A 14,725-nucleotide genomic window follows, 5' to 3' on the forward strand; every position below is an offset into this window, starting at 1 on the left:
ACCTTATTTGTTGTTGTTTTTATTTTGTTTTGAAAACAAGTGAAGTGAACGAAGATATGAACTAACAGACATTCCTAATTTCTTTGCTGAAACCTTCATATCTTCCCTTAACTCATTTGATACCTTTACATGTATTGTTTTGTTAAATTTCTGAATATCATTCATTTTTGTTCTCCTTGAATTTTAGTTGTTCATATAAACCATAACAAAAATAGCCATATTGTCAACATAGAATAAGAGATATTTTCAACATAAATAGATTTTCAAGAATATGGATTTAGATAATAGAAAAGCCCCAATAAATGGGGCTTTTTCTTTTTCGGGAAAGCTTCGCTGTTTTTTGGCTTCGCCTACATGATTTCATGATGATTGTTTCTTCAACCGTGGAAATAGTTTATTTTCCATACATACAGAGCGAACTTCTTTTATTATCTCCAATTTATCATTCAATTCAGAATCATTCTCTAATGCCTTTCTAAATCTATGTAAATCAGTATGCTTTACAGTTCCTTCATGTTCAGGAAATAGCAACATGTAATCATCAATATGCTTCATGAAATAAAGTGATTCAATTTTTCTGGTTTCTTCTGCTGTTCGTTTCATATCTTGGTTCTCTTAGTTTTATTGTTATTTGATTTCAACTCTCTTTCTAGTTTATTTTTCAAGCAAAATTTTCTCATTTCAGGAATAAACACATTAACCCAAAAATAAGCAAACATTTTTTCCTTGTGGATTTTTCTACCATTTTCATTCACATAATAGATTTTGTATTTATCTTCTCTGTGTGATTCTATGAAGCCAGGGAGAAACCATCCACCTTGTGGAACACTATTATAAGACCATTCAACTGATTTTCTTTGACCAACAATATTATCAATCATTTTGTATGTTTCATTGTATTCAAGGCAATAATCAATAAAACATTTATTTTCAAAGGATACACACCTTGAATGCTCCAAATTTAGGCGACTGCCATTTGTATTTAATGCTTCTAAAATATCTGATTTACTAAACATCATTTTTCTTCTCCATAATATGCTTCTTGTTTTCCAAACTTTGGCATGTATTTGGGAATTTCAACCTTCACTTCTTCTGGAAATTCTTTTTTGGCATGGTCAAATTTTCCAGACTTCAAATTAGCTTCATATTCTAATTTTTTGATTTGGGCTTCTATCTTTTCTTCGTATTTCTCTTGATAGAAAACACAAATATCAACTTTAATAGCTTCACAAAACATTTCTCTTGCGTTATTAAGTTGTGGGATTTTGTAGTATCTACCAATCTTCGCATCTTTCCAGTTATCTTTATGGTTTTTTGGAAAATCAAACAATTCAGCTAGTTTTTTTGTGAACACTGCTGGTGGATTATCACGAAGAGTTTTATGTAAATCATGGTCTTTACAATACTTGACAAATCCATCATAAACCTTTTGTCTATTTACTTTTATTTCTTCGGAAATCCATTTTTCAGAAATCAATGATTCATCATCAAAAACTTCTAGCCACTCACATTCAAGATGTAGTAATTGGTTCAAGTAATTTTCAATTGGTGGAAGGCAACTCAAAGTAGCTTCATCGTGTTCTTTTGTTTTAAGTATTTTCCTTGGATTAAATCCTTCTAAATCAACTTCATTCATGAAATAATTAACTAATGAATGTTTGCCTTCACCTTTCAACCAATCATAATATTCGTCATAATTAAAATCAGTCTTTTTACATTTGAATAAATTATATCTTCTGTCGCCTATTTCTAAATTAACAGGAACTTCATGATTGCTTGTAAAAACATGAAAAGCATAGTTATCAACACCATCATTAGCGAAGAATTTTGTTTTTGTCTTTCTTGTTTCGCCAGTAATAAGAGTTTTTAAGTGATTTGATGATTCTTTGTCACCAGAAAAGAAGCTTTCTTCATGAAGAAAATATTTTGTATATGTGTATTCTTCATTGAACCCTTCCAATAAGTCCTTTTTTAAATTCTCAACTGTATTTGAATGATTTGGGCAGATTGCTCTTATAGTTTCTGATAATGTGGATTTTCCACAACCATGTGGACCGACAAGGACAATTGATGTTCCAGTATTTCTATGTGGAAATCTAACTGTATAAGCAAGCAATTTAACGATATATTCAGCATTTATTTTATTTCCAACAAGATTTTCAATATAATCTAGAAATATGCTTATATCTCCCTTTTTTGGCTCAACAAATCCAGTCCACATATTCAATACATCTGGATTATCAAAGTAAGGTGATGGGTCAAAAACGGTTTCTTTATATACCTTACATAAATCAGTCATTGTGTCTAACCAGAAGTCAACATAACGAATTTCTTTAACTTCCATTTTGTTGGTTCTTTGATTTTCAACTCTAACTTCAAATATCTCTTTCCTTCTTTGTTTGATAAATTTTTCGTGAGTATATTTCTTATATTTCAATGTTGTGTATGTTCTCTTTCTTCCATCGTTTCCTTCAATTATTCTTGTTGAATGGAATGGTCGCAATACAACAGGTTCACCAGCGAAATCTTCAACGAAGAAATACTCATTAAAATACTGTTTTGCAAATTTCAACATTAAATCTTTGTCTATTGAAGTATGACAACTAGCATAAAGATAGTTCGCTTTATTTCCTTCCGTATTCAATATAGCTTCAACATTGACATTATTATATTTGTTGTTATTATTATTCATAGTAGTGCCTTTTTAGTTATTTTGGTTTGATTTGGCAATCTTGACGGGGTTGCCATTTTATTTTACTTGTTCAATCTTTCGCTCTCTCAATTTTTCTTCTATACACTTTCGTATATAAGCACACCAATTGAAATCATCTTGTTCTCGAACATTTCTCATTTGTTCCAGCATCGTTTTTCCTACTGGAATCATGAAATTACAATCTTTGTTTTCTTTTTTCATTTAATTTCTCCTGAACTATATTATTAAATTACATCTCTTATTTAATTTGTCAATAGTTGTACAGGTATTTTTTTTACCCCACCCTTTTTGAAGTGAATAGGTGGGGGAAGAAGAATATTGATAATCTTGGTTCTTCATTGGTTTTTGAATATCCCCCCCATCGTAAAAAAACGACGATATGAAAAACGAACTTTTTATATTTGATTTTATAAGGTGGGAAAGGTGGGAAAGGTGGGGCAACATAGAAGAAGAAGCTTATAAATACTATATTTATTATTATTTATATTAAAAATAAATAAGGTGGGGTAAAGGTGGGGTAAAGGTGGGAATTTATAAAAGTTCGCATATTCTTCTTGATTTTAAACTTGGCTAACAGCCAAGTTTCTAATATTGAAAATTTTTCTCTCTTGAAAATCTATCTATCACACCAGACAAAAAAGAAAGCCAGCATGAAGCTGGCTTTTTTATTGAAAGAACATGGTTAAACAAGACTATGTTTAAGTAATACATCGGTTTTTCGTGTTTTTCTCTGAAACCCATATAAACACTAGCATTTATCTACATTTTCTACTTTTTATGAGATTATCCTAACGGAAAATAGACAAAAATCAAGTGCTTTACATTTGTTGTTAGATAATATGATATGATTTCTCTATAAAAGCCTTATGAATAAAAGATCTTCTATCGAAAAATAATGAACTTCCACTTAGGTACAATAGGTTCTTGTAAATTACTTTTAGCAGAAATTTGAATAAACATCGGTTCAAATCAGTAGACATTAGTTCAATTAAGTTTGCCATCGGTGTGAATCAGTAGAAAATCAGTTTCAAATAAGTTGGAACTTGGTAATTGTGTAGAAAAAATATCTTATTTTGTGTTGACAATTCAATTTGTTTTGTTAAAATAATAAAAACAAAGGTGGAGAACTTATGAAAACGTTAAGAACGCAATTTATAGAAATGTTTGGAGCAGTCAACAAGAAAGGTGATTGCTATGACGATATGCATAATTGGGACTGGAACATAGATAATGCAAATATGATTGATGGCTTCAGATTAGGTGATGCCGATGGCTTGGCAATACTTTGCTATGAAAAAGATCGGTGGGGCGAGTGGCAACCTAAAGTAGCGGTTCAAATATACAAGCTATTTGATGACGACATGACTTTTCGCCATACATCAACTTCTTTGGGGGATAGATTTATGGGTTGGCTTTCATCAACGCATGTTTCAAAAGAAGAATACGAAGAGGAATTTAGAATACTAGAAGAAAGAAATCAGGAGTATTATGGAAACATCTTGAGTTTTGTAAGTAAGTTCAAGCTAGAACACAGCTTGGAAACCAAGCAAACAACCAAAGGAAGAGGAAAAATCTAAATACAGTCAGCAACAGAAACATCGTATTCAGGAAGTGTCTGTTGTGAGCTAGAACCCACCAGAACGAGCTTGTAGCCCTACACCTGGCACAACCTGGAACAGCACCACCCCACCAAAACAGCCCCTTCATGGGGTTTTTTTGCGTCCCGATTTGCTCAAAAAATAGGCAAATCGTCATAGAGCCGTTTTAAGGCACTTTCTAGCCATTTTCTACCACTGGACTAACTTACCCCTGCCCAACACATTTTCATCGCCGTATAGAGCGATTACGGGGAGCTATTTTGGAGCTATTGATTATTCTTCTTCATCGTATTCATGAATCAGGTTCACAAAACATATTTCATGAATAGAAGAAAACAAAAAAGACCAATCTCCCAATTGGTCATCTTCGTTCTCACAAAGGAAAATGAATCGACAAGGATTTTTATTTGTTAACAGGAGAAGTCGATTCACTACAAGAATAAATGTTTTTGCTTCTTTGTCAATTTCAACAAAAAAAGTCATATTTTGTGTTGACAAATAGAAAAAACGATGTTTAATAATCTTATCCATTTAATAAATTTGATTAAGGAGAAACAACATGATTACTTTATTTGTGTTTATTTTGATTGCTATGTTGGGTGTCTATTCATTCTACAATTTCAGTAAGGTGCTAGATACATTGGCTTTATCTTTGAGCAATCTTATTGATAGTTGGAGAGAAAAAAATGAAAAACGAAACAGTAGAATTTAAGTTGAAATTAACCCGTGAGCAAAGAGAGCATCTAATTTCAGAAGCTAGGGAGCATGGTTTTACAGCAAATAGCTATCTTGTTCTATTGCTTGAATTCACGGAAAGAAATGATAGTTTTAGGCAGTATATGGAAAATAGAATTTTTGGAGAAATAAAATGAATAACGATAATAATAAAAAAGAAGGGATGTTAAAGAAAGTTGCCCTATCGCCTTTGAAATTTTTAAACTGGACTGCTAAACCTGTTTATATGCCAGTGGTTAATCAAGTTCATGAGTCAGCAACCAGAATAAAACCATTGCTTCAACTTGTTGACCCTAGAAGTGTCAAGAAAATAAAAGCAAATGCCAGAGTTGAAACCTATGAGCAAGCTAAATATAGACTTGGTGTTTCTGAATCAGACATTGATAAGAATTACCGTATGGCTTTTTACATGGCATATATGTGTTTTGGGTTCTTAAACTTTTTTGTGATATTGGGAATATTGAACTTGATAGACAAAAATATCATGTCTGGCTTAATGTTCTTATCATTCTCATGTATTCACTTTGCTAATACAGTTAATTACTCATTCAGGGCTTATAGAATGAAAATAAGGGAATTATGCTCATTCTCAAAATTCATGAATGATAGAGCAAACTGGATACCAACATATAGGAGATAAGAAAATGAGCTATTTTCCAAACCTAAACGACTCCATTTTCTTATTGAAAAATACGACTATATGGAGCAACAAAAAGAAGGAATCAGTAGCCTTCAATTATGGGAAACAGATTTTTATTGCTTACTCTTTTGATGATAAATTAACTTTTATCAAGTATGAAGGAGATAAAGCAATAGAAATGATAGATGAAATACTGGATTACTTTTCTCTTATTTTGAGTGAATCTGAATCAGTTAGTTATATACACAGAAATTTACAACAAGGAGAACGGATATCGAAAAATACATTAACAAAGGAGAATTATTATGAAAAGAAGCATTGAAACAATGTCAGCAAAACAAACCCGCGAAGTTTACGAAGAATTCAAACAGTCAAGAAAGGACATGAAGCAAGCTATCTATCTGTTGTGTGGGGGTTCAATCTGTTTGGTTCTTACAATTGGATTTTTGTTGGCTTTACTTGTAAGGAATTAACAGAGATAGCAGTAAATACATTTCATAATAACTATAAGGAGAAACAATATGAAATTAAAAGACCTAGAAACAAAATTAGTAGAGAAAGATTTTGATGTTAAATTCGTCAAGGTTGATACTGACAAGGTAAAACAAGAGCGAATTTATTTGAACCTTGATAAAGCATTTTCAACATACTTTATTGACTTCGAAGGAAAACCATTTTTGTATGTTTATATTTCAAGACAAAAGGGATTTGATTACTCAACAATAAAAACATTCAGCGAAGAAGTTTTAAATGAAGAGAATTCTAAATGCCGTAGTGCCAAGTTGAAGATTTTGAACATACTAAAACAAGAAGGAATTGAAGGTGTTGAATTCTATGAGAATGAATCTGTTGTTCCACTTAAACCAGCATCCAAGAAGAAAAAAATCGAACTTTGATAGTTCTTTTCAAAAGATAAAAGCCAGCTTATAGCTGGCTTTTCTATTGGCTGGAAAGTTCATTGATACCCTTTGAATATTAAATATTGCTCAATTATCAACATGATTATTCCACCTAAACAAGTTGCCCTACAAACCTTGTTGCCCAGTTCTGTAAACATTTTATTTTCACGGCAAGCAAAATTATAAACAAGACATAATTGAAGTAATAGGATAAGTGAAAGTATGTTATCAATTTTGTTCATGATTTCCTCTAATTGTATCAATACAAGAACTTATCAATTGATCCTTGGCTAACAAATCTGAATTTTGCTGATAGTAGGACTTTACAACACTTTTTTCATGGTCGGTCAATTCTCTATCGAACCCTTTTGAAACTAACTTCATGAATTCAAGGATATTAACCTTTTCTACTTTATTATCGTCTTCTCCAACATTATTAACCAATGTGATAGCAAAAGGATCGTCAAATTTTTGTGTTTCTTCAAACTGACTATCAGACAATTTGTTAATCTCATTTGTCTTTTTTTCTATAACAATTTCAGCAACACTAGGTAAAACTTTTGCCCCAAGTTCAGTAGCAACTATTTTATCTGCTAACTCTTTCACATCTCTTTTATGAATGTTAATCAAACCATGTTGCTTCCATTTTGATATGTAAGCACATAACACAGTATTAGTTATTTTGTTAGGCGAATTGACAACTACAACATTCAAATAATCGGCAATTATTCTATGTTTTATCCCTAACTCTCTCATAGCTAAAATTACAGGTAAATGTTCATAATAACGATACCCTGGAATAGATGCTATCTTTCTCTTTCTATAAAACGATGCTACTAACTCTAAATCTAATTGTTTGTTTTCCATAATAGTTTCCTTTAAATAAATACAACTACAATATAAATATAACTCGAATAAGGTAATTGTCAAACCTATTATGTAAATCAAACATAAAACAAAACTAATCTTTATGTCTACCTTAAACTCATAACCATACCCATAACAAAACGATAACAACAAATCAAACCTATCTTCAAATCTAACCATAGATAACAACAAGAACGATAAATGAGCTAATACATATCTCTATAACAAGAACAAAACCCCAACATCTAGGAAGGTAGTCCCCCCCAAAAAATTGAAGAACAATTTTTTTAGACATTTACACCACATGTAATGTGTTGTTATGCCAGTTGTCCTTTCAGGACTAACTAAATGGGGGGATTTTATACATTACTCTTTACATTGTGTTTTAGATTACTTCTTTGATTGTAATGTGTCTTTTTTCAATTAAGATATGGGAATAATAGCAATAAATCTAATCTATACATTAGATTGTTGACAGTAGATAAAAATAGTGTATGGTTTTAATGTGAGTTTCTAATAAGGAGAATAACAATGAAACCAGTTCAAAAATCTATCTATTTTTCACCTTCAATGCTTTTCTTTTTTGAAGATATATCAAAAGAGAAGAAGTGTTCTTTCAATGAAGCTGTCGTTAAGTTTCTGGAAGAGGCAGTTTCTAAACAAGAAAACAGCAGAACAATTCAAGAAGTTTTGAAGGGTCAAGAAGAAGTAAAGGACTATATTTCGCAAGTAGCTGGAATGTTAGCCGAGATAATCGAAGAAAAAAAATAATGGAGAATGGCTATGAAAAAAGTTCGCTACTTATCAAGTTCAAACATGGACGACATGTTAACCCCTGACACTCCAAGAAGGTATTACAACCAAATTCTAGGATGGCTTTGTTTTTTATTCGTCGTTTTCTCGTTTTCTTTGGGAATGTTCTTCTTCAAAAACATTCCATTTTTCAAGATATTATTGGCAATAATCCATCATGATTCTGAATATTTGTCTTACTTCAACATGTCTATTTTTTATGGAAAATGTTTTTTTGTATTCTTTCCTTCTGGTTTGGCTTCATGGTTTTTAACTGGACTGATTACACCACCAATCACAAGACAAACTCATTTGGCTGGAAATTTTTTGGATGATTCAGCACAAGTTATCAAGAACTACGAAACAGATTTCAAGACACCAGAAGATAAAAAAGATATTGCTTTTATTCGTTCTAATGAAATTGATTTTAATTTATGTGGAAAACAGTTCCCAAATTATGCTGATGGTGTGCCAGTAAAAAGGACTGTTTATCTTCCACCAAATATCCTAGAACTTTCAACTATTGTTCGTGGTGAAGCTGGCTCTGGTAAATCTGTTGTATTGAATAGATACATCAAGGAAGCGATTGATAATAAGCACAAGGTTATTCTTCATTCTGTTAAAGGTGATGAAATAGACATGTTGAGTGGCTATTGTGATTTTTATTTAATACAACCTTGGGAATCGAAAGGATATGCCCTTGATTTTCTGAACATGCTTGTGAGTAATTCAGAAGCAGTAGAGAAGGCTAGAATTAGAACTTTTGTGGAAAGCTTTACACAAGCAAAAGAAGGAAAAGCCGATTTTTTTAATAAAGGTTCAATAGCAGTATTAGAAGGATTGGTTAGATGTGTTGTGTCAGAATCAAAAGAAAATGGTGTTGTTCTGGCTAACCTTGGAAATATAGTTAAGTTGTGGAATCAGTTTCAAGTTAATCCAGTTGATGAAAATATAGACCTTTCAGACGAAAAGGCAGTGAAAAAAGAAGTAGATAAAAATAATCAGCAACTTCAACTTATCAAGGATTTTTTGGTTCAATGGAATAGACCAGCCACTGTTTATGTAGACCCACAAAATGCGAAAACTTCTCTATGTGTTCTGGCTTCATGTGCTGAAACCATAAGAAGATTTGAAGTTCTTTCTGATTTCTGGAAAGATAGAAAAACTTTGAATATAAGAAAATGGTTAAAAACAGAACCAAAGAAAGATAGAAAGGTAATTATTCTAGTTAATTCAAACCAATTTGGTGATGTGGCAAATTGCTATATTTCAGCATTTATCAATTTGATTGTTGATGAAGTCATTGAAGAAAGCTACAAGGTAAAACATCAACTTCATTTTATTCTTGATGAATTCCCACAACTTACAGCAATAGATTTACAAAAATTCTTGAAATTGCCAGATGTTGGTCGAGGTAAAGGAATTCGTGTCAGAGTCGCATTACAGAGAACTTCACAAATAAAATCATCTTTCAATATGGATGGAGATAGTTTTGCTGGTGCTTTCCAAAATAAAATTTGGGCTCGTATGGCATCAGATGACTTTCCTAATATAGAAAGAGAATTAGGAAAAAGAGATATAGCCGAAACAATAGCAACAGCTAACTATGGAAATGGTAGCCAAGGAAAGAGCATAAACAGTAAACAACAGAAATCAAAAGTTGATGTTGCCAATGTGAATGAGCTTCAAAATATTTTAGGACCAGTAGCAACAGATAAATTCATTGGTGTTCGCGTTCTATTCAAATTCACAAATAATCCAAGGGTAGGAGTGGTTTTACTTCCAGCAGTTAAGTTTGATAAAAAGGAACGAAGAAATATTATTGTTTCATCTTCTGGAAGCAATGTGAATAAAAAAGCAAATACTCATTCAGAAGATGATAAGGAAGAAATCACAATACAAAATGAAGTCATACATGATATTGATGTTCTACACCTTGACCCACCAACAGTAGGGCATGAAGAAGAAAATCCAATGAGTTCAGCAATGGTAGAAATTGGAGCACATGCGATAGGTGGAGAAGCTTTATCTATTGCTGTTCAAACTGGTGAATTATTAGATGCTTTAACAACCACCCATTCAGGAAGTGGAAATATAATCCAGTCAAATGAAACAACATTAGAACAGAGAATAGAGAACAAGATAAATAGAAATGTTGATAGTTTGAAGAAACTTGCTTCACTTCGTAAAGCGGAAATAACACATGATGGAGATTTAGAATTATGATAAACATCGCCAAAATAACTAATCCAAAATATTTGTTTGAGCATTCAAAACATGAATATTACACAGAAGGCGACAATGAAAAAGGTTTTTTCACTGGCTCTGGAAGTAGATATATGAAATCGGAAGGCAAGGAAGTTTCACAAAAACAATTTGAATATCTTGTAGGTTTAGGTGGTAAAGATAATCAAGGTGTAGAGATTGACCCTGGAGCACCAAAGGATTGGTCAATTCTCTATAACCGTGTTTCTGATGAAGATAGAGAAAAGATGGATAAAGCTTTCAAGGAAGCTTTGATTGAAACAGCAAAAGCTATTGAAGAAAATACCTATTATAGAAAAACAGAGAATGGAAAAGAAGAATATGTTTTAGCCCGTGGTGTATCAATGGCAATCTTTCAACACCATACTTCAAGAAGTGTGAAAGATAAAGCCGTTGATTGTCATGAACATGGACATATTATTGTGTTTCCAAAAGTTCTAGGAAGAGATGGGAAAATGTATTCTCATACTCTTTATGATTTGATAAACGAGAAAGATGGACAAGGTAATAAACAAACAACATTAAAATATCTTGACCAAGTATTTCAGCATAGTTTAGCTAAATTCCTAACAAATGAAATGGGTTATACGGTTAGCCGTGGTGTAAAAGATAGTTTTAGAATTGATGGTATTTCAGACGATTTGAGAAAAGAATTTTCACAAAGAACAGAATCTATTAAGGAAATGGCAAAGGAAGGGGCTGATTATTCTGAATTGAAAAAGCTATCTTTACAGCAGAGAAATTCAAAATCTGAAAATGATTTGTCTGTTCTTCGTGAGCAATGGCATGAAAGAATGAAGGATAGAAATTTTGATATTTCTTCTGTTCAGTCAATGAAGGGAAAGCAAGTCAATTTAGATAAATCTTTTGAAGAAGCATTCAAAGGATATAAATTCATTACTGAAAAACAGCTAAAACTCATGGCTTTAAGTGAATCTAAATTTTCTACAAAAACATATCAAGAGAAATTAGATGAATTTAAAGGAAGTGAAAAACTACAACAATTGAAGAAGGGGTTTTATCTCCATAAATCTAACAAGTCTATGGAAAAACTTGGCAATCAATACAGGCAACACAAAAAGATTGAATTTGTCAAGTCTTTGAAGAATAGAAATATTCCTATTCAGAAACAAGCCAATCATAGTAAAGGAGTTCAGAAACCAACCAATAATAGAGTGGCAGATAGCACACCAGCACCTTCACAATCGAAGCTTGCCAAGGATACAAAAGCCGTTTCTGGTAAGCAGTCAGACAAGATTTTGAGCCAGCTAAATGAACTTGCTTCTTCTCATGCTTTAAGAATGGTTCAGATACTTTCTCAAACAGAAGGTAAGCCAGGAACAGAAGGACAAGCAATAGCGAAAGAAATATCTAACTACCAACAACAACATTCACAGTTGATGGATGCTTATAGAGAAGCACTACAACAAGAAAACAAACAATCCATAGAAATATAAAAATAATTGTGGACCTTTTTGAAATACTATGTTATAGTTCTTTCTGAATAGCGACCAAACCTTAAATTTATAGCGACCACCCCGCCCATTGGGGTTCAACTATTTACTTTAAGGAGAGTCGCTATGTTAGTTTTAGGCAAAACAAAGAGTTCACAACTCTGTAAAGAGTTCTTTTCAAACCAAGCAACACAAAACAAAGGTTTGAATATCATTTTCAATAACTATCTGTTATTGAATCAGTTTCTTTCTGAAAGCCATAGTGAAGAATTATCTTCATTAGCTAGAAAAGAGTTTGATGATTTCAAGAAATCCATGAAAAACATGGATTTGAAATTACTTCATCTTTCTTTTGGGTATTCAGAACAGCACCAGAAATTCACATTTTCTTACATTATCAGAAGTAAGAAACACAACAATCCAGATTTTAGGGTTGATGGGTTAATTCCTGCTCAAATTCCTTTTGTATTTTTTCCTTCAATGTTCGCCAGCTTCCTACTGGACATTTTGAAGGAAGTTCCCTATGACCAGCTTATCGAAGTTTCAAAGGGGAACTAATATGAAAAAGACATTATTAGAAGTTTATGCAGACAAAACAACATTCAAGGAAAGAAATTCAAATCCAAGGAATGAAGGGATTGTTGCTACTTTAAGTGATATTATTGAAAGAGAAAGTAGCTTTGAGAATTTACCTAATGCTATTCATAAGGTTCATGAGTTTCATAAACTTTGGATTGATAGAAGCAAGGTAAAAGATGAAGAAGAATTAGAAAGGGTAGCAACGATGTTTGATGCTTACTTTACCTTGATGATTTGTGATAAATGGATTTCCAAAAGAATGAAGGAGAAAAACAATGAATAGCTATTTTGAAGAAAAAACTTTCTAATGATTTGAAAGATAAAGAATCGTTAAAGAGAATGAAGGTGTAAATTCATGTTCTCTCAAAAAGATAAAAGCCAGCATTTAGCTGGCTTTTCTGCTATATTGAAAGGTATTCACTCCGTAGCAAACACCGACTTATCCACATTACCCACAGATTCCCGAATTTCTCAGCCCATGTAGTAGACTAGGGCAGAATTCGGCAAAATCTTCGATTTTGTCTATGGATAATATGGATAAGTCTAATCATTAAGGAACGGTCATCATGGAACAACAAACAGAAGCATTATTAAAAATTCTTGAACTTGGTGAAAAAGAAATTGAAGAAGGTAGGTTTCAACCAGCAGAAGAATTTTTCTCTGAAATGGAAAAGGAAAATCAAGATGAAGTCAATTCAAGCAACAATGATAACAGTTCACTTTCTTCTTCTTGATTGATAATATTGTTTTGTTTCTTTTCTTTCAAAATCTTCAATCTATTCAATTTCTTTACTCCATCCAAATGTAGATTGAAGTAGTGTTTGAAGTTTGTATCTATGTTTCCATGTCCGAAGCTGGACAACATGCCAGATTGAGAATTTAACCCCTTATGTTTATCTGTAAGGTGGATTTCTTCAAACTTCCTAACTGATTGGAAGCCAAGAATTTTAGCAATCAAGATAGTATTGGAATCACCACCAATCGACAACATACGGGAAATCTTGGTTCTTCTCAAATCATGGAAATGGGTATCTTTTAATCCATTCTTTTCCATGAGTTCAGCAAATACCTTTCCAAAACCCATAATTGAATATGTGAAGAAGCGACCATCTTTCGCTTTTTTTGCTGGTTCAAGGTTCTTCAAAAATTGCTTTGCTGTTTCATCTAAATACACATCACGAAATTTTCCAGATTTTGTAATTGGCAAATGAAGGTATGTGTAATTATCTTTGATTTGGTCTTTTCTCAAATAGACAATCTCACTTCTTCGCATAGAAGTAAGTAAAGATAATTTACAAATATTAGCAAGTTGTGGATTTGAATATCCATTGATGACTTCAAAGAATTTCAGTTCTTCTTCTTCATTTAGAATTCTCTTTCTCACATTGATAACATTACGAAGTAATGATTTATCATAGTCTTTGATTGGATTTCTAACATCTTTTAATTTCGTATCAAAGTGAATCAGTTTGTTGAATACATTTGAAATAAATGTGAGTTCACGAACAACAGAAACAGGCTTAATAGCTCTGTTTTTCTTATCGCCTTTCAATCTAACCTTGATATAGTTATTTATATCAATATGGTCTATTTCTGTTCTAACATCAAGGGCTTTGAAATAACGATAAACGGTTTCAACATGTTCAATGCCATCCCTTTCTTTTTCTTCTTTGGTAATGTGTCTATCTTCAATTGAGATAGAACAGATTTTTGTGATAAATGCTTTTTTCATGGCTTGATTTCTTCGTTTTAGTTCTGTATCAGCCACTTCATTAAAAACATAATTATCAAGATATTTTTTAGCAAAATATCCAAAAGAGTAATCGGAACTATTGTATTCAGTTTGTTCTAATTTCTCTCTTTCCTTCCGTTTCAATTCTTCTTCTTCATCATCAATCTGATAAATGAATGCTTGACCTTTCTTATCTTTTGACATGATAAGAAATGCTTTTGCTTCATTAAGAGTATCAAAAAGATTGTTTCGTTTTCCCTTCCAATCTTTTCTAGTGATTTCTACTCTATACTTTGTAGTTGTAGAACCATCCTTGTTCAACCATTGAGCAAGTCTGATACCACGGGGGAGCTTGGACATAGGGGGTTCTCCGTCTGCTGAATCTGCTGAATGGTAGCATCAATTCAGCAGGTTGTATCCACCCCCCGAAACAGTCTATAAGGGTGATTAT

General features: G+C 32.3%; 19 protein-coding genes. 11 read left to right on the forward strand and 8 right to left on the reverse strand.

Translation table 11 applies throughout. The features are described from left to right. Positions 1 to 3 precede the first annotated feature (3 nt). The 5 genes from V6657_RS03975 to V6657_RS03995 all read right to left on the reverse strand — a co-directional run bounded on the left by V6657_RS03975 (position 4) and on the right by V6657_RS03995 (position 2,914). Complete coding sequence (locus tag V6657_RS03975) at positions 4 to 165, reverse strand: hypothetical protein (RefSeq protein WP_171984389.1); 162 nt, start codon at positions 163 to 165, stop codon at positions 4 to 6. Between the two features lie 195 nt (positions 166 to 360). After that, on the reverse strand, positions 361 to 603 hold the full coding sequence (locus V6657_RS03980) for a hypothetical protein (RefSeq protein WP_143263687.1): 243 nt from the start codon (positions 601 to 603) through the stop codon (positions 361 to 363). Beyond that, positions 600 to 1,019, reverse strand: a complete 420-nt coding sequence (locus V6657_RS03985; RefSeq protein ID WP_338754971.1) for a hypothetical protein — start codon at positions 1,017 to 1,019, stop codon at positions 600 to 602. The genes V6657_RS03980 and V6657_RS03985 overlap by 4 nt, the downstream gene beginning before the upstream one ends. Continuing rightward, a complete protein-coding gene (locus V6657_RS03990; protein WP_338754972.1) occupies positions 1,016 to 2,692 on the reverse strand; it encodes a primase-helicase family protein in 1,677 nt (558 codons plus the stop codon). The genes V6657_RS03985 and V6657_RS03990 overlap by 4 nt, the downstream gene beginning before the upstream one ends. Before the next feature lie 57 nt (positions 2,693 to 2,749). Continuing rightward, positions 2,750 to 2,914: a hypothetical protein gene (locus V6657_RS03995; protein WP_171984388.1), complete on the reverse strand. Its 165-nt coding sequence runs from the start codon at positions 2,912 to 2,914 to the stop codon at positions 2,750 to 2,752. 929 nt (positions 2,915 to 3,843) lie between these two features. On the opposite strand from V6657_RS03995, the gene V6657_RS04000 reads away from it, so the two are divergent. Then, complete coding sequence (locus V6657_RS04000; protein ID WP_338754973.1) at positions 3,844 to 4,290, forward strand: hypothetical protein; 447 nt, start codon at positions 3,844 to 3,846, stop codon at positions 4,288 to 4,290. Positions 4,291 to 4,584: 294 nt separating this feature from the next. Here the strand turns inward: V6657_RS04000 and V6657_RS04005 are convergent, their stop codons facing one another. Continuing rightward, complete coding sequence (locus tag V6657_RS04005) at positions 4,585 to 4,842, reverse strand: hypothetical protein (RefSeq protein ID WP_198107758.1); 258 nt, start codon at positions 4,840 to 4,842, stop codon at positions 4,585 to 4,587. 155 nt (positions 4,843 to 4,997) lie between these two features. Here V6657_RS04005 and V6657_RS04010 point away from each other — a divergent pair, with 155 nt between their 5' ends. The 4 genes from V6657_RS04010 to V6657_RS04025 all read left to right on the forward strand — a co-directional run bounded on the left by V6657_RS04010 (position 4,998) and on the right by V6657_RS04025 (position 6,582). Next, complete coding sequence (locus tag V6657_RS04010) at positions 4,998 to 5,183, forward strand: hypothetical protein (protein WP_338754974.1); 186 nt, start codon at positions 4,998 to 5,000, stop codon at positions 5,181 to 5,183. Further along, on the forward strand, positions 5,180 to 5,686 hold the full coding sequence (locus V6657_RS04015) for a hypothetical protein (protein ID WP_338754975.1): 507 nt from the start codon (positions 5,180 to 5,182) through the stop codon (positions 5,684 to 5,686). Before V6657_RS04010 ends, V6657_RS04015 begins: the two co-directional genes overlap by 4 nt. Before the next feature lie 4 nt (positions 5,687 to 5,690). Next, a complete protein-coding gene (locus tag V6657_RS04020) occupies positions 5,691 to 6,008 on the forward strand; it encodes a hypothetical protein (protein WP_338754976.1) in 318 nt (105 codons plus the stop codon). Between the two features lie 199 nt (positions 6,009 to 6,207). Beyond that, complete coding sequence (locus V6657_RS04025) at positions 6,208 to 6,582, forward strand: hypothetical protein (protein WP_198107761.1); 375 nt, start codon at positions 6,208 to 6,210, stop codon at positions 6,580 to 6,582. A gap of 231 nt (positions 6,583 to 6,813) precedes the next feature. On the opposite strand, the gene V6657_RS04030 is transcribed toward V6657_RS04025, so the two are convergent. Beyond that, a complete protein-coding gene (locus tag V6657_RS04030) occupies positions 6,814 to 7,452 on the reverse strand; it encodes a hypothetical protein (protein WP_338754977.1) in 639 nt (212 codons plus the stop codon). Positions 7,453 to 7,983: 531 nt separating this feature from the next. Here V6657_RS04030 and V6657_RS04035 point away from each other — a divergent pair. The 6 genes from V6657_RS04035 (at position 7,984) to V6657_RS04060 (ending at position 13,276) form a co-directional block, all read left to right on the forward strand. Next, complete coding sequence (locus V6657_RS04035) at positions 7,984 to 8,223, forward strand: hypothetical protein (RefSeq protein WP_143263677.1); 240 nt, start codon at positions 7,984 to 7,986, stop codon at positions 8,221 to 8,223. 12 nt (positions 8,224 to 8,235) lie between these two features. Then, a complete protein-coding gene (locus V6657_RS04040) occupies positions 8,236 to 10,470 on the forward strand; it encodes a type IV secretion system DNA-binding domain-containing protein (RefSeq protein WP_338754978.1) in 2,235 nt (744 codons plus the stop codon). Further along, the gene (gene mobF / locus V6657_RS04045; protein WP_175843134.1) at positions 10,467 to 11,966 is read left to right on the forward strand and encodes a MobF family relaxase; all 1,500 of its coding nucleotides are present in this window, start codon (positions 10,467 to 10,469) and stop codon (positions 11,964 to 11,966) included. Before V6657_RS04040 ends, mobF begins: the two co-directional genes overlap by 4 nt. Before the next feature lie 123 nt (positions 11,967 to 12,089). Beyond that, complete coding sequence (locus V6657_RS04050) at positions 12,090 to 12,521, forward strand: hypothetical protein (RefSeq protein ID WP_143263676.1); 432 nt, start codon at positions 12,090 to 12,092, stop codon at positions 12,519 to 12,521. 1 nt (position 12,522) lies between these two features. Further along, the gene (locus tag V6657_RS04055; RefSeq protein WP_338754979.1) at positions 12,523 to 12,825 is read left to right on the forward strand and encodes a hypothetical protein; all 303 of its coding nucleotides are present in this window, start codon (positions 12,523 to 12,525) and stop codon (positions 12,823 to 12,825) included. Between the two features lie 283 nt (positions 12,826 to 13,108). Further along, the gene (locus V6657_RS04060) at positions 13,109 to 13,276 is read left to right on the forward strand and encodes a hypothetical protein (RefSeq protein ID WP_171984385.1); all 168 of its coding nucleotides are present in this window, start codon (positions 13,109 to 13,111) and stop codon (positions 13,274 to 13,276) included. On the opposite strand, the gene V6657_RS04065 is transcribed toward V6657_RS04060, so the two are convergent. Then, complete coding sequence (locus tag V6657_RS04065; protein ID WP_077178845.1) at positions 13,222 to 14,634, reverse strand: site-specific integrase; 1,413 nt, start codon at positions 14,632 to 14,634, stop codon at positions 13,222 to 13,224. The two genes, V6657_RS04060 and V6657_RS04065, sit on opposite strands and share 55 nt — an antisense overlap. Positions 14,635 to 14,725: the final 91 nt, after the last annotated feature.

This window comes from Ralstonia sp. RRA, assembly GCF_037023145.1.
Taxonomy (GTDB): Bacteria; Pseudomonadota; Gammaproteobacteria; order Burkholderiales; family Burkholderiaceae; genus Ralstonia.

Excerpts from the sequence above, each read along its gene's own strand:
- V6657_RS03975 (WP_171984389.1), bottom strand. The coding sequence starts at position 165 with ATGAATGATATTCAGAAATTTAACAAAACAATACATGTAAAGGTATCA.
- V6657_RS04025 (WP_198107761.1), top strand. The coding sequence starts at position 6,208 with ATGAAATTAAAAGACCTAGAAACAAAATTAGTAGAGAAAGATTTTGAT.
- V6657_RS04050 (WP_143263676.1), top strand. The coding sequence starts at position 12,090 with ATGTTAGTTTTAGGCAAAACAAAGAGTTCACAACTCTGTAAAGAGTTC.
- V6657_RS04015 (WP_338754975.1), top strand. The coding sequence starts at position 5,180 with ATGAATAACGATAATAATAAAAAAGAAGGGATGTTAAAGAAAGTTGCC.
- V6657_RS04000 (WP_338754973.1), top strand. The coding sequence starts at position 3,844 with ATGAAAACGTTAAGAACGCAATTTATAGAAATGTTTGGAGCAGTCAAC.
- V6657_RS04040 (WP_338754978.1), top strand. The coding sequence starts at position 8,236 with ATGAAAAAAGTTCGCTACTTATCAAGTTCAAACATGGACGACATGTTA.
- V6657_RS03985 (WP_338754971.1), bottom strand. The coding sequence starts at position 1,019 with ATGATGTTTAGTAAATCAGATATTTTAGAAGCATTAAATACAAATGGC.
- V6657_RS04030 (WP_338754977.1), bottom strand. The coding sequence starts at position 7,452 with ATGGAAAACAAACAATTAGATTTAGAGTTAGTAGCATCGTTTTATAGA.
- V6657_RS03990 (WP_338754972.1), bottom strand. The coding sequence starts at position 2,692 with ATGAATAATAATAACAACAAATATAATAATGTCAATGTTGAAGCTATA.
- V6657_RS04010 (WP_338754974.1), top strand. The coding sequence starts at position 4,998 with ATGAAAAACGAAACAGTAGAATTTAAGTTGAAATTAACCCGTGAGCAA.
- V6657_RS04005 (WP_198107758.1), bottom strand. The coding sequence starts at position 4,842 with ATGGATAAGATTATTAAACATCGTTTTTTCTATTTGTCAACACAAAAT.
- V6657_RS04020 (WP_338754976.1), top strand. The coding sequence starts at position 5,691 with ATGAGCTATTTTCCAAACCTAAACGACTCCATTTTCTTATTGAAAAAT.
- V6657_RS03995 (WP_171984388.1), bottom strand. The coding sequence starts at position 2,914 with ATGAAAAAAGAAAACAAAGATTGTAATTTCATGATTCCAGTAGGAAAA.
- V6657_RS03980 (WP_143263687.1), bottom strand. The coding sequence starts at position 603 with ATGAAACGAACAGCAGAAGAAACCAGAAAAATTGAATCACTTTATTTC.
- V6657_RS04065 (WP_077178845.1), bottom strand. The coding sequence starts at position 14,634 with ATGTCCAAGCTCCCCCGTGGTATCAGACTTGCTCAATGGTTGAACAAG.
- V6657_RS04035 (WP_143263677.1), top strand. The coding sequence starts at position 7,984 with ATGAAACCAGTTCAAAAATCTATCTATTTTTCACCTTCAATGCTTTTC.
- V6657_RS04055 (WP_338754979.1), top strand. The coding sequence starts at position 12,523 with ATGAAAAAGACATTATTAGAAGTTTATGCAGACAAAACAACATTCAAG.
- V6657_RS04060 (WP_171984385.1), top strand. The coding sequence starts at position 13,109 with ATGGAACAACAAACAGAAGCATTATTAAAAATTCTTGAACTTGGTGAA.
- mobF (WP_175843134.1), top strand. The coding sequence starts at position 10,467 with ATGATAAACATCGCCAAAATAACTAATCCAAAATATTTGTTTGAGCAT.